General features: G+C 64.9%; 16 protein-coding genes. 5 read left to right on the forward strand and 11 right to left on the reverse strand.

Going from position 1 to position 14,021, the window contains the following annotated elements; genetic code table 11:
• Window positions 1-25: 25 nt before the first annotated feature.
• From ACYZGB_RS06540 to ACYZGB_RS06555, 4 genes are all read right to left on the reverse strand, one after another.
• The gene (locus ACYZGB_RS06540; protein WP_462387439.1) at window positions 26-379 is read right to left on the reverse strand and encodes a hypothetical protein; all 354 of its coding nucleotides are present in this window, start codon (window positions 377-379) and stop codon (window positions 26-28) included.
• 75 nt (window positions 380-454) lie between these two features.
• Window positions 455-3,061: an ATP-dependent chaperone ClpB gene (clpB, locus tag ACYZGB_RS06545; protein WP_462387441.1), complete on the reverse strand. Its 2,607-nt coding sequence runs from the start codon at window positions 3,059-3,061 to the stop codon at window positions 455-457.
• A 217-nt stretch (window positions 3,062-3,278) separates the two neighbouring features.
• Window positions 3,279-3,758 (reverse strand): molybdenum cofactor biosynthesis protein MoaE, encoded by a 480-nt coding sequence (locus ACYZGB_RS06550; protein WP_462387442.1) that lies wholly within the window; start codon window positions 3,756-3,758, stop codon window positions 3,279-3,281.
• A gap of 58 nt (window positions 3,759-3,816) precedes the next feature.
• Complete coding sequence (locus tag ACYZGB_RS06555) at window positions 3,817-4,047, reverse strand: hypothetical protein (RefSeq protein ID WP_462387443.1); 231 nt, start codon at window positions 4,045-4,047, stop codon at window positions 3,817-3,819.
• Between the two features lie 81 nt (window positions 4,048-4,128).
• Here ACYZGB_RS06555 and ACYZGB_RS06560 point away from each other — a divergent pair, with 81 nt between their 5' ends.
• The 3 genes from ACYZGB_RS06560 (at window position 4,129) to dapA (ending at window position 5,888) form a co-directional block, all read left to right on the forward strand.
• Entirely contained in the window at window positions 4,129-4,383 is a 255-nt protein-coding gene (locus ACYZGB_RS06560; RefSeq protein ID WP_300217938.1) for a hypothetical protein, read from the forward strand.
• Window positions 4,384-4,392: 9 nt separating this feature from the next.
• Window positions 4,393-4,731: a hypothetical protein gene (locus ACYZGB_RS06565; RefSeq protein ID WP_462387444.1), complete on the forward strand. Its 339-nt coding sequence runs from the start codon at window positions 4,393-4,395 to the stop codon at window positions 4,729-4,731.
• 260 nt (window positions 4,732-4,991) lie between these two features.
• Window positions 4,992-5,888, forward strand: a complete 897-nt coding sequence (dapA, locus tag ACYZGB_RS06570) for a 4-hydroxy-tetrahydrodipicolinate synthase (RefSeq protein WP_462387445.1) — start codon at window positions 4,992-4,994, stop codon at window positions 5,886-5,888.
• On the opposite strand, the gene moaD is transcribed toward dapA, so the two are convergent.
• From moaD to ACYZGB_RS06605, 7 genes are all read right to left on the reverse strand, one after another.
• Window positions 5,875-6,129: a molybdopterin converting factor subunit 1 gene (moaD, locus tag ACYZGB_RS06575; protein WP_462387446.1), complete on the reverse strand. Its 255-nt coding sequence runs from the start codon at window positions 6,127-6,129 to the stop codon at window positions 5,875-5,877. The two genes, dapA and moaD, sit on opposite strands and share 14 nt — an antisense overlap.
• Window positions 6,130-6,208: 79 nt before the next feature.
• On the reverse strand, window positions 6,209-7,459 hold the full coding sequence (locus ACYZGB_RS06580; protein ID WP_462387447.1) for a molybdopterin molybdotransferase MoeA: 1,251 nt from the start codon (window positions 7,457-7,459) through the stop codon (window positions 6,209-6,211).
• A complete protein-coding gene (gene mobB, locus ACYZGB_RS06585; RefSeq protein WP_462387448.1) occupies window positions 7,456-8,013 on the reverse strand; it encodes a molybdopterin-guanine dinucleotide biosynthesis protein B in 558 nt (185 codons plus the stop codon). The genes ACYZGB_RS06580 and mobB overlap by 4 nt, the downstream gene beginning before the upstream one ends.
• 136 nt (window positions 8,014-8,149) lie before the next feature.
• The gene (gene thrC, locus ACYZGB_RS06590) at window positions 8,150-9,595 is read right to left on the reverse strand and encodes a threonine synthase (RefSeq protein WP_462387450.1); all 1,446 of its coding nucleotides are present in this window, start codon (window positions 9,593-9,595) and stop codon (window positions 8,150-8,152) included.
• Between the two features lie 23 nt (window positions 9,596-9,618).
• Window positions 9,619-9,933, reverse strand: a complete 315-nt coding sequence (locus tag ACYZGB_RS06595) for a response regulator (RefSeq protein ID WP_462387451.1) — start codon at window positions 9,931-9,933, stop codon at window positions 9,619-9,621.
• 45 nt (window positions 9,934-9,978) lie between these two features.
• Entirely contained in the window at window positions 9,979-11,313 is a 1,335-nt protein-coding gene (locus ACYZGB_RS06600; RefSeq protein WP_462387452.1) for a homoserine dehydrogenase, read from the reverse strand.
• A 70-nt stretch (window positions 11,314-11,383) separates the two neighbouring features.
• Complete coding sequence (locus tag ACYZGB_RS06605; protein ID WP_094285588.1) at window positions 11,384-12,628, reverse strand: pyridoxal phosphate-dependent aminotransferase; 1,245 nt, start codon at window positions 12,626-12,628, stop codon at window positions 11,384-11,386.
• Between the two features lie 152 nt (window positions 12,629-12,780).
• Here ACYZGB_RS06605 and ACYZGB_RS06610 point away from each other — a divergent pair, with 152 nt between their 5' ends.
• Together ACYZGB_RS06610 and ACYZGB_RS06615 are read left to right on the forward strand one after the other, a co-directional pair.
• Complete coding sequence (locus tag ACYZGB_RS06610) at window positions 12,781-13,152, forward strand: Mth938-like domain-containing protein (RefSeq protein WP_094285586.1); 372 nt, start codon at window positions 12,781-12,783, stop codon at window positions 13,150-13,152.
• A 215-nt stretch (window positions 13,153-13,367) separates the two neighbouring features.
• The gene (locus tag ACYZGB_RS06615; protein ID WP_063461152.1) at window positions 13,368-13,853 is read left to right on the forward strand and encodes a peroxiredoxin; all 486 of its coding nucleotides are present in this window, start codon (window positions 13,368-13,370) and stop codon (window positions 13,851-13,853) included.
• The last annotated feature ends 168 nt before the right edge of the window (window positions 13,854-14,021 follow it).

The raw sequence follows: 14,021 nt of genomic DNA on the forward strand, positions 1-14,021 counted from the left end.
GCGCGGCCCAGGGGGCCATGCCCCGTCAACGAACTTCGCGCGCTTCCACGTCGGTCACCTGGGCCGCACCCGGCAGGATGCCGCCCCGGCGTGACGCAGCGGCTTCTTCACCGGCATCGGCCGGTGCGGCGGCGCCACGGCGGCCGGAAGACCACCGCTCGGTAGAGCGGAACACGGTGCTGAAACCCGTGCGCGGATCCATGCGCATGGTCCAGGGTGTCACTGGCCGCCCCGTGAGGCGCGCCCAGCCTGCGCGCAGCATCCATACCAGGGCCAGCACCAGGGCGGCCACCAGCAGGCTGGCAAACAGCACCAACCCCATGGCAATGACCACTACACGCAGCAACAGGCGCACAACGCCCGCAACAAAATCATTCAAACGACACCTCTCCTTCACAATTTGGGAAAAGGATGGCAGCGCGAGTGTGCGCCACCACCGCTTCCCACACCCGCATTACCCCTGCGGGGCCACGCCGAACTGGAACACGCCCGGCTCCAGCACCGGGTTCACGGTGACTGGAATCACGCTCTTGGGCGGGAAGCGCCCTTCCAGCAGCAGCTTGGACAGCGGGTTCTCGATGCGCTGCTGGATCGCCCGCTTGAGCGGCCGCGCACCAAACACCGGATCGAACCCCACCTTGGCCAATTCTGCCAAGGCGGCATCGGACACCTGCAACTCCAAATCCATCTTGGCCAACCGGGATTGCAGCAGCTGCAACTGGATCTTGGCGATGGACGCGATGTGCCGCGCATCCAGCGCATGGAACACCACGGTCTCGTCGATACGGTTCAGGAACTCAGGCCGGAAGTGGTTCTTGAGTTCACCCCACACCGCATCCTTGATGTCCTGCGAGTCCTGTCCCACCATGGCCTGGATCAGGTGCGAGCCGATGTTGCTCGTCATCACGATCACCGTGTTCTTGAAGTCCACGGTGCGGCCCTGGCCGTCCGTCAGGCGGCCGTCGTCCAGCACTTGCAAGAGCACGTTGAACACGTCGGGGTGGGCCTTTTCCACCTCGTCGAGCAGCAGCACGCTGTAGGGCTTGCGGCGCACGGCCTCGGTCAGGTAGCCGCCCTCTTCATAGCCCACATAGCCGGGCGGCGCACCGATCAGGCGGGCCACGGAGTGCTTCTCCATGAACTCGCTCATGTCGATGCGGATCAGGTGGTCCTCGCTGTCAAACAGGAAGCCCGCCAGCGCCTTGCACAGCTCGGTCTTGCCCACGCCCGTGGGGCCAAGGAACAGGAACGAGCCCGTGGGCCGGTTGGGGTCGGACAGGCCCGAGCGCGAGCGGCGGATGGCGTTGGCCACCGCAGCAATCGCCTCTTGCTGGCCCACCACACGCTCGTGCAGCTTGGTTTCCATCTGCAAGAGCTTGTCCTTCTCGCCCTGCATCATCTTGGCCACGGGGATGCCCGTGGCACGGCTCACCACCTCGGCGATTTCTTCGGCACCGACTTGTGTGCGCAGCAGGCGGCGCGTGGCAGGGGCGCCGTCCTTGCCCGCCTCTTGCGCCTGCGCTTCTTTCAGCTGCTTTTCCAGCTCGGGCAGCTTGCCGTACTGCAGCTCGGCCACCTTGTTGAAGTCGCCCTTGCGGGTGAACTCCTCGATCTGGAACTTGAGCTTGTCGATGGCCTCGCGCACATGGGCGCTGCCCTGGGCCTGGGCCTTTTCGGATTGCCAGATTTCGTCGTAGTCGGCGATTTCCTTTTGCAGCTTGCCGATCTCCTCTTCAATCAACGCAAAACGTTTTTGAGAGGACTCGTCCTTCTCGCGCCGCACGGCTTCGCGCTCGATCTGCAGCTGGATCAGGCGGCGGTCGAGCTTGTCCATCACCTCGGGCTTGGAGTCCATCTCGATCTTGATCTTGGACGCTGCCTCGTCGATCAGGTCGATCGCCTTGTCGGGCAGGAAGCGGTCGGTGATGTAGCGGTGGCTCAGCTCGGCCGCAGCCACAATGGCCGGGTCGGTGATGTCCACGCCATGGTGCACTTCGTACTTTTCCTGCAGGCCACGCAGGATGGCAATGGTGGCTTCCACCGTGGGCTCGCCCACCAGGATCTTCTGGAAACGGCGCTCCAGCGCAGCGTCCTTTTCGATGTACTTGCGGTATTCGTCCAGCGTGGTCGCGCCCACGCAGTGCAGCTCGCCGCGCGCCAGGGCGGGCTTGAGCATGTTGCCCGCGTCCATCGCGCCCTCGCCCTTGCCCGCGCCCACCATGGTGTGCAGCTCGTCGATAAAGACAATGGTCTGGCCCTCGTCCTTGGCCAGCTCATTGAGCACGGCTTTCAGGCGTTCCTCGAACTCGCCGCGGAACTTGGCGCCCGCCAGCAGCGCTGCCATGTCGAGCGACAACACGCGCTTGCCCTTGAGCGACTCGGGCACCTCGCCCGCCACGATGCGCTGGGCCAAGCCTTCGACGATGGCCGTCTTGCCCACGCCGGGCTCGCCGATGAGCACGGGGTTGTTTTTGGTGCGGCGCTGCAGCACCTGGATGGCGCGGCGGATCTCGTCGTCGCGGCCAATCACCGGGTCCAGCTTGCCGATGCGCGCGCGCTCAGTCAGGTCCAGGCAGTATTTGGCCAACGCGCCGCGCTGGCCCTCGGCCTCGGCGCTGTCCACCTTCTGGCCACCGCGCACGGCGTCAATGGCGGCCTCCAGGCTCTTGCGCGTGAGGCCGTTGTCCTTGGCTATTTTTGCGGCGTCGCCCTTGCTGTCGATCACGGCCAGCAAGAACAGCTCGCTCGCGATGAACGGGTCGCCACGTTTGATGGCCTCCTTCTCGGTGGCTTGCAGCACACGGCCCAGCTCGGGGCCGCCCTGCACCTGGTCGTTGCCCTGCACCTGCGGCAGGCGCTTAACAGCCGCCTCGGCCGCCGTCAGCAGGCCGGGCACGTTGGCGCCCGCGCGCTGCAGCAGCGCCTTGGGGCCATCGTCCTGCTGCAGCATGGCCAGCAGCACATGCACGGGTTCGATGTAGGCGTTGTCATGGCCCAGCGCAATGCTCTGGGCATCGCTCAGGGCTTCCTGGAACTTGGTGGTGAATTTGTCGAGACGCATGGGTGAATGTCCTCCGAATTGCAGAACATTTGAGGCGAGGTGTGCCTGATTTCAAGACAGTCCTCCACCCCGCCCCATGGCCTGCCGTTGACCTGCATCAGTGATTTGCCACGCCAGACAATCACTTGTTACTATCAATTTTATAGCAATCAATGCTTTACCAGAGCGCGGAGACGGCCAATTTCTTTCAAATTTCCGCCCCATCGGGCCCCGCACGTCAGGCCGCGTTGCCCAGCGTGATGCCCCAGCGCGCCAGTGCGGCGTCATCGCTCACCCTCGCATCGACCCAGCGGGCGCCCTGGGCCGTTTCTTCCTTCTTCCAGAACGGCGCCTGGGTCTTGAGGTAGTCCATCAAGAACTCGCAGGCCTGGAAGCTCTGGCCCCGGTGGGCGCTGGTCACCGCCACCAGCACGATCTGGTCGAGCGGCTGCAGCAGCCCCACGCGGTGGATGACGCGGGCGCCGAAGATGTCGAAGCGCCGGAAGGCTTCGTCCACCATGGCCTCGATGGATTTTTCGGTCATGCCGGGGTAATGCTCCAGCTCCATGGACGCCACCTGGTCCCCTTCATTGCGGTCGCGCACCGTGCCCACAAAGCTGCACACCGCACCCACGCCCTTGTTTTCGCGGCGCAGCGCCGCCACCTCGGCGGACAGGTCGAAGTCTTCGGTCTGGATGGAAACGCGGGGCACGGTCATGGCGACAGGGCTTTCGGGCAATCGGTCAGTTGGGTAATCAATCGGGCAGGCGGCGCGCTCATGGCGATCGGTGCAGGCGCGGCGCGGCCAGCAGGGCGCGCTCTTCTTCCACGAACTTGTTCAGCTGGGCGAGCGCTGGGGTGGGCGGCAGCTTGGCCAGCATGGTCTGCAGGCGTGTCACGTCGGACACCGAGGGCGCCACCTTGATCTGCGCGATGGCAGCGGGCAGGTTGCCGCCCTGGATCAGGGCCAGGACCTTGTTGGGCCATTCACTTTTTGGTCTTGCCATGGGATGCTTGGAGTAACTGTACGATTCGCCCGCACTGTACCCGCACTGCCGCCCCCTTTGAACAGGCTCGCACCAACGACCATGGCCACACAAACGATTCAGACCGACCTGTACAAGCTCTACCCCTCGCCCCGCAACACGCACAAGGACGTTTTTGAGCACCAGGTTTTTGTCCCCTACCCCTACGCCATCATCGACCTGGAGGTGATGGAACTGGCCGGCAAGACCACATTGTTTGCTGCCTGCCGACTGTCGGACATGAAGATGGGCCAGCTCGTGAGCTTTGAGCTGGCCTCAGACCAGGCCAAGTTCGAGCGCCTGTTCACCCCTGACTGAGGGGTGCCCATGGACGACGACAACCAGATCCACGTGCCGCCCTCGTTCATGGCGGTGTACACCGACGCCCGGGGGCGCCTCACCGAAAAGGCGAACGGCGTGCGCACGCGCTACGAGCTGTGCGAAGACCTGGCGGGCCACTTGGTCGAGCATGCACAGACGCTCTACCACGTGCAGGCCCCGTCGGAGGCCGAGATCCTGCGGCGTATCCACGCCGGGCTGTGCACAGCCGAATCGGGCGTGTCGGTGGCCGAGGCCACCTGGATCACCACCCGCCTGGCCGAGCTGCTCAACTGGCCGTGCCCGGAACTGGTCGCGCCCACACCGCAGCCAGTGGCAGGCCCTTGATCCAACGCTTGGCTATACTGCCCCCATGCCCACACACACCTTCTTTGCCATGACTGCCGCAACTGCGGCGGCATTGCAATGCGTGGGCAAAGCCAAAAAACCAGAGCTCATCTGACCGGAGCTGTGGTTCCGTCCGGATGAGCGACGGAACCACCTGGCAGAGAAATTCCCTTCTTTTTTCTCTTTTCCCTCCCCGGCATTCCGCGCGCATTCCTTCCGGACGGTTCTTCCCCTGGTCGAACCCTGAAAGGATGTTTTGCATGTCTGCTACCGCCACCACGCCCTCCCACCAGCCGCTGTTCAGCGGGCTCTGGATCGCCCTGGTCACGCCGTTCAAGGACGGTGCCGTGGACCACCCGGCTCTCGCCGCCCTCACCACCCGGCTGCGCGCCCAGGGCGTTTCAGGCTTTGTCGCCTGCGGCTCCACGGGCGAAGCCGCTGCGCTGGACAAGGCGGAGCAGTTGCAGGTGCTGGAAACGGTGCTCACGGCCGCCCAGGGCCTGCCCGTGGTGATGGGCGTGTCGGGCTACCACCAGGGCCAGGTGCTGGAGCAGGTGCAGGCCCTGGCACGCTACCCCGTTGCGGGCCTGCTGGTCTCTGCCCCGCACTACATCCGCCCCTCGCAGGAGGGCCTTCTGCACTGGTTCCGCACCCTGGCCGACGCCGGCACGGCGCCCGTGCTCATCTACGACATTCCCTACCGCACAGGCGCCACGCTCAGTACCGAAACGCTGCTGGCGCTGGCGGCGCATCCGCACATAGAGGCCATCAAGGACTGCGGCGGCAACCCCGCCAAGACGCAGGCCCTGATCAGCGACGGCCGCCTGCAGGTGCTGACGGGCGAGGACGCGCAGATTTTCCACACCCTGGCGCTGGGCGGCGCGGGCGCGATCTCGGCCAGCGCGCACTGGCAGACGCCCCGCTTTGTGGAACTGATGGCCTTGCTGCGCGCAGGCAACCTGGGTGAGGCCCGCCGCGTGTGGCAGGCCCTGCTGCCCTGGATCGAGGTCTGCTTTGCCGAGCCCAACCCGGCACCGCTGAAGGCCGTGCTGGCCCATGCAGGCGAGATGTGCAACGAGTTGCGCGCGCCGATGATGGCCGCCTCCGAGGCGTTGGGACAACGCCTTCAGGCCCAGGCCGGACTCAGCCCCCGGTAACGGGTGGAAAAAACGCCACCTCGGCCCCATCGGCCAGGGTGGCGGATTCATCGCTCAAGGTTTGGTTGAGCGCCATGCGCACGGCCCTGCCACGGGCGAGGCTGCTGGCATGGGCTCCGCCGCGTGCGATCAGCTCGTCGCGCAGGGCGCTCAGGGTGGTGGCATTCGTTTCGACCGGCTCGCTGCCTTGGCCGATGGCCTCGCGGATGGAGGCGAAATAGCGGACGGTGATCCTGTTCATCGCCGGGCCGCCCCAAGATGAAAAGCAGCCCCCTCGGGGGGCAGCGACCACACGAAGTGGGAAGCGTGGGGGTTAACGTTCATGCCAAAAGCTCCGAGAAGGCGATGTAGTGCACGGTATCGCCCACAGCGATGGTCTGGCCTGCAGGGTTGTCCACCACGCCATCGCCCCAGGCCGCCGAAGTCAGCACGCCCGAGCTCTGGTTGCCAAACAGGTCCAGCCCACCCGCCGCGTTGTGGCGCACGCGCAAGAATTCACGGCGCTTGTCGGCCTTGGGCCAGTTGAAATCTGCCCGCACGGCCACGGATTGGGGTGCCACATCGCGCAAGCCCTGCAGCCGCAGCACAAAGGGCCGCACCAGCAGCGCGAAGGTCAGAAAGCTCGACACCGGGTTGCCGGGCAGGCCCATGAAATGCGCCGCCCCAATGCGGCCATAAGCAAAGGGCTTGCCAGGCTTCATGGCGATCTGCCACAGGTCCAGCGTGCCCAACGACTCCACGGCGGGCTTGATGTGGTCTTCCTCGCCCACGCTCACGCCGCCGCTGGTCAGGATCAGGTCCTGCGCAGCACTCGCGTCGTGCAAGGCGGCGATGGTGGCATCCCGCCGGTCGGGCACGATGCCGAAGTCCGTCACCTCGCAGCCCAGGCGCTGCAGCATGGCGCGCAGAAAGAAACGGTTGCTGTTGTAGATGGCGCCGGGGCGCATCTGCTCGGGCGGCACCTCGCCGGGCATGACGAGTTCGTCGCCCGTGGAGAACAGCGCCACGCGCGGGCGGCGTGCGACCTGCACCTGGTGCAGGCCAATGCTCGCGGCCAGGCCCAGTTCGGCAGGCGACATGCGCGTGCCCGCCGCCAGCACCACGGCGCCGCGTGTGATGTCTTCGCCCGCGCGGCGAATCCACTGGCCCGGCGGGGGCACGGCGTTGATACGCACCTGGCCCAGACCTTGTTCCCCGTCTGCGGCTGGCTGGGCTTCGCAGTCCTCCTGCATCAGGATGGCATCGGCGCCTGTGGGCACGGGCGCGCCCGTGAAGATGCGGGCAGCAGTGCCTGGCGCGAGCGGCTCTCCGGCACTGCCCGCCGCGATGCGCTGCGATACGGACAGGACCACGCCCGTGGCCGCCACATCGGCGCAGCGCACGGCATAGCCGTCCATGGAGCTGTTGTCTTGCGGCGGCACCTGCAGGGCCGAGACGCAGTCCCGCGCCAGCACGCGGCCGTCGGCGTCAAACGTGGCGACCGTGTCCACGCCCTGCAGCGGCGCGGCGTGGGCCAGCAACTCGGCCAGCGCCTCGTCCAGTGGTTTCAGGGGTTTGTGGGGGCGGTTCATGCCAGCCCCGCCCCGTACAGCTCGCAGTTGTATTCGAAGCGGTTTTCGTACTGGATCAGCCAGTCCACGACCTGCGCGGGGGCATTGAGGTCCAGCAATGGCAACTGGGTGGGCACGGGCAGGCTCCCGGGGGCGTCGGTGGCCACGGCGACCACAAAGTCATCCTCGGGGTAGCGCACGGACTTGGCCACCTGGCCGGGTTCGGGTGCACGCCACACTTCGACCTTGAGCAGGTCGCTGTCCTTGAAACCTTCCACCAGCACCCAGTCCACGCCCTGGTACAGCTCGGCCAGCAGGTGGTGCACGCTGAGCGTGGCGGACTGCTCGAACTCGCGCACCAGCATCAGGCGCTTGTCGGATGCAGCCACCACCTCGAAGGCCCCCGCCTCGCGGTGGCGGTAGGTGTCTTTGCCCGGGTGGTCGATGTCGAAACTGTGGTGGGCATGCTTGACCACCGACACACGCAGTCCACGCAGCCGCAGCTCGGGGATCAGCTGCTCGACCAGCGTGGTCTTGCCACTGCCGGAGAACCCGGCAAAACCGACAACCTTCATCCAGTGCTCCTTGGTTAGCTACACTATTTATAGCTACTAGCGCTTACCAGACGCGCGCCAGGGGCGTTTTTTACTTCAAATTCAACGCCCTTGACCGCCCCTGCAGTGCAGGCAGGCGCGGCCAGAGGGCCTGGCGTCAGCCCTGTGCAGCCGGGGCGCAGTGGCGCTCGATGTAGGCCTTGACCTGTTCCACATCGGCGGGCATCACGTGCACGCGCTTGGGCAGGTCTTCGATGCCCGCAAACTTGGCGGGCCGCTCGGGCGCATGGCCCAGGGCTTCGACGATGGTCTCGGCAAACTTGATGGGCAGCGCGGTCTCCAGCACGATCATGGGCACCTTGGCGTCGCTGTGGTGCTCGCGGGCCACCTTCACGCCGTCGGCAGTGTGGGTGTCGATGGTGACACCGTGGCGCCCGTAGGTGTCCTTGATGGTGGCCAGGCGGTCGGCATGGGTGCTCTTGCCGCTTTCAAAGCCGTACTTGCCCGCCGCATCGGCAAACAGCGGCTCGGCGCTCAGGTCGAAGCGGCCATAGGTTTGCAGCGCGGCGCTGAACAAGGCCTTGGTGCGCTGGCCATTGCGGCCCAGCAGGTCAAAAATGAAGCGCTCGAAGTTGCTGGCCTTGCTGATGTCCATCGAGGGGCTCGATGTCTCGTGCGTGTCGGCGCTGCCACGCACACGGTACACGCCGGTGCGGAAGAACTCGTCGAGCACGTCGTTCTCGTTCGTGGCCACCACCAGCTTGGCAATGGGCAGGCCCATCATGCGCGCCACATGGCCTGCGCAGATGTTGCCAAAGTTGCCCGAGGGCACCGTGAAGCTGACCTTCTGGTTGTTGGTCTCGGTGGCCTGGATGTAGCCTGCGAAGTAGTACACCACCTGCGCCAAGAGCCGCGCCCAGTTGATGGAGTTGACGGTGCCAATCTTGTACTTGTGCTTGAAGGCGTGGTCGTTGCTCACAGCCTTGACGATGTCCTGGCAGTCGTCGAACACGCCTTCGATGGCGATGTTGTGGATGTTTTCGTCCTGCAGGCTGAACATCTGCGCCTGCTGGAAGGCGCTCATGCGGCCGTGCGGGCTGGTCATGAAGACACGCACGCCCGCCTTGCCACGCATGGCGTATTCGGCCGCGCTGCCGGTGTCGCCGCTGGTGGCGCCCAGGATGTTGAGCTGCTCGCCACGGCGGCCCAGTTCGTATTCGAACAGGTTGCCCAGCAGCTGCATGGCCATGTCCTTGAAGGCCAGTGTGGGGCCGTTGGACAAGGCTTCGAGCCACAGGCCGTCTTCGAGGTGGCGCAGGGGCACGATCTCGCCCGTGCCAAAGACTTCGGCGGTGTACGTCTTGGCGCACAGGGCCTTGAGGTCGGCGGCAGGGATGTCGTCGATGTACAGCGACAGGATACGGAACGCCAGCTCGGCGTAGCCCTGCTCGTGGTAGGCCTTGCGCAGCTGGGTGAGCGTGGCGTCGCTGATCTGCGGGTAGTGCTCGGGCAGGTACAGGCCACCATCGGGCGCCAGGCCTTCAAGCAGGATGTCGCAGAACTGTTTGCGGTCTGCGTGGCCGCGTGTGCTGAGGTATTTCATGAGGGGGTTCCCGTCGGTGTCGCTCAAAGACTGATGCCGTACACGCGGATATCAAGGTAAAAACGTGAGGCGATCAGCAGCAGGAAGCCGCCGATCAGGATCAGCCAGTGCAGTGGCTTGTCCTCGCAATTGTCCGTGCGCTCCAGCAGCACAAAGTACAGCCAGGCTGCCAGAAAACTGCCCACGCCATTGAGGATGGCCTGCCCGCGTGACATGGACCCGAACAGGGCCAGCATGACCAGCAGGCCGAACCAGAACGCCAGGTGCCAGCGCGGCAGATCGACATGCACCATCTTGAGCAGCGCCGACAACGTGAGGGCGGCAACCAGGGTGGGCATGGCGGGGCGGCATCATGGCGCGTTGGGGCCCTGTGTAGCGCAGGGTCAGTTCAGCTCTTCCTTGCGGATGCGCGTGATGGGGGCCAGCACCGTGGGCAGGGCCTGCATCTGGGCGATCACGGCGTCCATGGTGCCTTCGCGGGTGTCGTGGGTCAGGATGATCAGGTCCGTTTGCGTCGATCCTTCGCCGCCCACTTCGTCGGCCTCGCGCTGCAGCACCGCGTCGATGCTCACACCCGCCTCGGCCAGCAGGCCCGTGACCTTGGCGAGCACGCCCGCCTGGTCAGCGACGCGCAAGCGCAGGTAGTAGCTGGTGACCACTTCGCTCATGGGCAGCACAGGCAGCGTGCCCATGGCGTCGGCGAGCGTGTTGGCCTGGAAGGCGAGGTGGGGCACGCGGTGCTCAGGATCGGCGGTGTGCAGGCGGGCGATGTCCACCAGGTCGGCGATCACGGCGCTGGCGGTGGGCTCGCTGCCCGCGCCCTTGCCGTAGTACAGCGTGGTGCCCACGGCATCGCCCTGCACCACCACGGCGTTCATGGCGCCCTCGACGTTGGCGATCAGCCGCTTGGAGGGCACCAGGCTCGGGTGCACGCGCAGCTCGATGCCCTTGTCCGCGCGCTTGGTGATGCCCAGCAGCTTGATGCGGTAGCCCAGTTGCTCGGCGTACTTGATGTCGGCCGCACCCAGCTTGGTGATGCCCTCGACATAGGCCTTGTCGAACTGCACCGGGATGCCGAAGGCGATGGCGCTCATCAGCGTGACCTTGTGGGCGGCGTCCACGCCTTCGATGTCGAAGGTGGGGTCGGCTTCGGCGTAGCCCAGGCGCTGCGCTTCCTTCAGCACCACATCGAAGTCCAGGCCCTTGCTGCGCATCTCGGACAGGATGAAGTTGGTGGTGCCGTTGATGATGCCGGCAAGCCACTGGATGCGGTTGGCCGTGAGGCCCTCGCGCAGTGCCTTGATGATGGGGATGCCACCGGCCACGGCGGCTTCGAAGGCCACCATCACACCCTTGGCCGATGCGGCCGCGAAGATCTCGGTGCCGTGCACGGCCAGCAGCGCCTTGTTGGCGGTGACGACATGCTTGCCCGCCGCAATGGCTTCTAGCACCAGCGCGCGTGCAATGCCGTAGCCGCCGATCAGCTCGATGACGATGTCGATGTCGGGGTTGGCGATGATGGTGCGGGCGTCGTTGACGACCTGGATGCCATCCCCCACCACGGCCTTGGCGCGCTCCACGTCCAGGTCGGCCACCATGGTGATCTCGATGCCACGGCCCGCGCGGCGGCTGATTTCGTCCTGGTTGCGTGCGAGCACGTTGAACACGCCGCTGCCGACGGTGCCGATGCCCAGAAGGCCTACTTGGATGGGTTTCATGGAAGATTTACCAGTCAAAATGGTGTTTGCGCCTGTCCAGCAAGCGCTAGCAGCTATCAAAAAATGAGTATTAGCCGACGCGTCGCAGATCGGTGCCGCAGCGCTTGCGGTACTGTTCCAGGAAACGCGCCACGCGCCCAATGGCATCGCGCAGGTCGTCTTCGTGGGGCAGGAACACGATACGGAAGTGGTCGGGTGCGGCCCAGTTGAAGCCCGTGCCCTGCACCAGCATCACCTTGGTCTCCTGCAGCAGTTCCAGGAAGAACTGCTGATCGTCCTCGATGGGGTACACAGCCGGGTCGAGGCGCGGAAACATGTAGAGCGCCGCCTGCGGCTTCACGCAGCTCACGCCCGGGATGGCGGTGATCAGTTCATAGGCCAGGTCGCGCTGCTTGCGCAGGCGGCCGCCCTCGCCCACCAGCTCGTTGATGCTCTGGTAGCCGCCCAGCGCGGTCTGCACGGCCCACTGGCCGGGCACGTTGGCGCAAAGGCGCATGTTCGAGAGCATGTTCAAGCCCTCGATGTAGTCCTTGGCGGGCTTCTTGTCGCCCGACACCACCAGCCAGCCCGCGCGGTAGCCGCAGGAGCGATAACTTTTGGACAGCGAGTTGAAGGTGAGTGTGAGCACATCCTCGCTCAGCGAGCCAATCGCCGTGTGCTTGGCGCCGTCGTACAGCACCTTGTCGTACACCTCGTCGGCGAAGATCACCAGGCCGTGCTCGCGCGCAATGGCTACGATGCCCTTGAGCAGCGCGTCCGAGTACAGCGCGCCCGTGGGGTTGTTGGGGTTGATGACCACGATGCCCTTGGTACGGGGCGTGATCTTGGCCCGGATGTCATCCAGGTCGGGCATCCAGCCATTGGCCTCGTCGCACAGGTAGTGCACGGGCGTGCCGCCCGACAGGCTGGCCGCCGCCGTCCACAACGGGTAATCGGGCGAGGGCAGCAGCAGCTCGTCGCCCGTGTCCAGCAGCGCGTTCGTGGCCATCACGATGAGTTCGCTGGCGCCATTGCCCAGATAGATATCGTCCAGCGCCACGCCCTTGATGCCCTGCTTCTGGGTCTCGTGCATCACGGCCTTGCGCGCGGCAAAAATGCCCTTGCTGTCCGAGTAGCCTGCGGAGTTGGGCAGGTTGCGGATCATGTCGAGCTGGATTTCCTCGGGCGCATCGAAGCCGAACACGGCAAGGTTGCCAATGTTGAGCTTGATGATCTTGTGCCCGTCTTCCTCCATCTTCTTGGCCGCGTCCATGATTGGCCCCCGGATGTCGTAGCAGACGTTGGCAAGCTTGGCGGATTTTTGGACGGTTTTCATGCGCTGACGGTGGTGCGGTGGGGTCAGGGGGCGGCCAAAGCAACGGGTACTTTGGCGAAACCTATAATTTGACCACAGAACCGGCGCCCTCCCCTGGCGCAAGCGCCTCTGGCCACGCCCTGCCCACCGCCCCGCCTGCCACTCCGACCTCCATGAAATTTCAGCCTGACCGCTCGAACGCACAGACCATCAGCGGCTACGGCCCCGGCTGGATCGGCGTGGACGCAGAGAAGATCACCCACAGCGTCATCCTCGGCTCCGGCGGGCTGCGCCAGGCCTGGCCCTGCACGCGCTTCGAGGACCTGACCCCGGACCACTTCGTGCAACTGGCCACCCTGGAGGCCGAGTTGGTGATCCTCGGCAGCGGAACCCGCAACCGTTTTCCGCCCCCCGCCTGGCTGGCCCCGCTGATGGCGCGGCGGCTGGGACTGGAGACCATGGACACGGCCGCAGCCTGCCGCACCTACAACATCCTGGCCGGAGAAGGCCGGAATGTGGTGGCAGCGCTGATTCTGGAAACCTGAAAGCCTGCCTGCAGCCCCTTCCAACAGGCGGGGCGCACCTATGCAAACCCTTGCCAAAGTGCCCGCCAGAAGGGGCAAGACACACAGTCTTACATTTGGCTGGCAATCGATTTCGGGGTAAAATCACCGGTTGCGGTCGGGGGCACCACCAAGAGCAATAACACACCCCACTCCCCCGGCTTACCAACGACTACATCCTGAGAGATTGAAGTGATATGGCGATCGTTGTCAACAAACCCCTCCCTGAATTTGAAGCCAACGCGACCGGTGGAATCAAGGTTTCCAACACCTCCCACCTTGGCCAGATTCTGGTTCTGTACTTCTATCCCAAGGACAACACGCCTGGCTGCACCACGGAGGCCATGCAGTTTCGCGACAAGTACAAGGATTTCGTGAAGGCGGGCGCTGCCGTGTTCGGCGTGTCGCGCGACAACATGAAGTCGCACGACGATTTCAAGGAAAAGCTGGAACTGCCGTTCGAGCTGATCGCCGACACCGAAGAGAAGATGTGCCACATGTTCGGCGTGGTCAAGAACAAGATCATGTACGGCAAGAAGGTCAAGGGCATCGAGCGCAGCACCTTCCTGATCGGTCCTGACGGCCTGCTGGTTCAGGAATGGCGCGGCCTCAAGGTGCCCGGCCATGTGGACGAAGTCCTCAAGACCGTCAAATCCATCAAGGCCCTGAAAAAGGCCGCCTGATCCTCTGCCACCTGCGCACCTGGATCACGCCCCTGGAGCATCGGCGCGACACCCCATCGGTTTTGCCTCGGCAAGACATCCAGAGTGGGCATAATGGATTTATGCCCCTGGTTATCGCGACGTTTGCCCCTCCCCAAAAAGCCGCCTCGGCCTCCAGGCGGCTTTTTG

Source organism: Acidovorax sp. Q11 (assembly GCF_054950075.1).

Excerpts from the sequence above, each read along its gene's own strand:
- ACYZGB_RS06580 (WP_462387447.1), bottom strand. The coding sequence starts at position 7,459 with ATGAACCGCCCCCACAAACCCCTGAAACCACTGGACGAGGCGCTGGCC.
- ACYZGB_RS06605 (WP_094285588.1), bottom strand. The coding sequence starts at position 12,628 with ATGAAAACCGTCCAAAAATCCGCCAAGCTTGCCAACGTCTGCTACGAC.
- dapA (WP_462387445.1), top strand. The coding sequence starts at position 4,992 with ATGTCTGCTACCGCCACCACGCCCTCCCACCAGCCGCTGTTCAGCGGG.
- ACYZGB_RS06615 (WP_063461152.1), top strand. The coding sequence starts at position 13,368 with ATGGCGATCGTTGTCAACAAACCCCTCCCTGAATTTGAAGCCAACGCG.
- clpB (WP_462387441.1), bottom strand. The coding sequence starts at position 3,061 with ATGCGTCTCGACAAATTCACCACCAAGTTCCAGGAAGCCCTGAGCGAT.
- moaD (WP_462387446.1), bottom strand. The coding sequence starts at position 6,129 with ATGAACAGGATCACCGTCCGCTATTTCGCCTCCATCCGCGAGGCCATC.
- ACYZGB_RS06610 (WP_094285586.1), top strand. The coding sequence starts at position 12,781 with ATGAAATTTCAGCCTGACCGCTCGAACGCACAGACCATCAGCGGCTAC.
- ACYZGB_RS06600 (WP_462387452.1), bottom strand. The coding sequence starts at position 11,313 with ATGAAACCCATCCAAGTAGGCCTTCTGGGCATCGGCACCGTCGGCAGC.
- thrC (WP_462387450.1), bottom strand. The coding sequence starts at position 9,595 with ATGAAATACCTCAGCACACGCGGCCACGCAGACCGCAAACAGTTCTGC.
- ACYZGB_RS06555 (WP_462387443.1), bottom strand. The coding sequence starts at position 4,047 with ATGGCAAGACCAAAAAGTGAATGGCCCAACAAGGTCCTGGCCCTGATC.
- ACYZGB_RS06560 (WP_300217938.1), top strand. The coding sequence starts at position 4,129 with ATGGCCACACAAACGATTCAGACCGACCTGTACAAGCTCTACCCCTCG.
- mobB (WP_462387448.1), bottom strand. The coding sequence starts at position 8,013 with ATGAAGGTTGTCGGTTTTGCCGGGTTCTCCGGCAGTGGCAAGACCACG.
- ACYZGB_RS06550 (WP_462387442.1), bottom strand. The coding sequence starts at position 3,758 with ATGACCGTGCCCCGCGTTTCCATCCAGACCGAAGACTTCGACCTGTCC.
- ACYZGB_RS06595 (WP_462387451.1), bottom strand. The coding sequence starts at position 9,933 with ATGCCCACCCTGGTTGCCGCCCTCACGTTGTCGGCGCTGCTCAAGATG.
- ACYZGB_RS06565 (WP_462387444.1), top strand. The coding sequence starts at position 4,393 with ATGGACGACGACAACCAGATCCACGTGCCGCCCTCGTTCATGGCGGTG.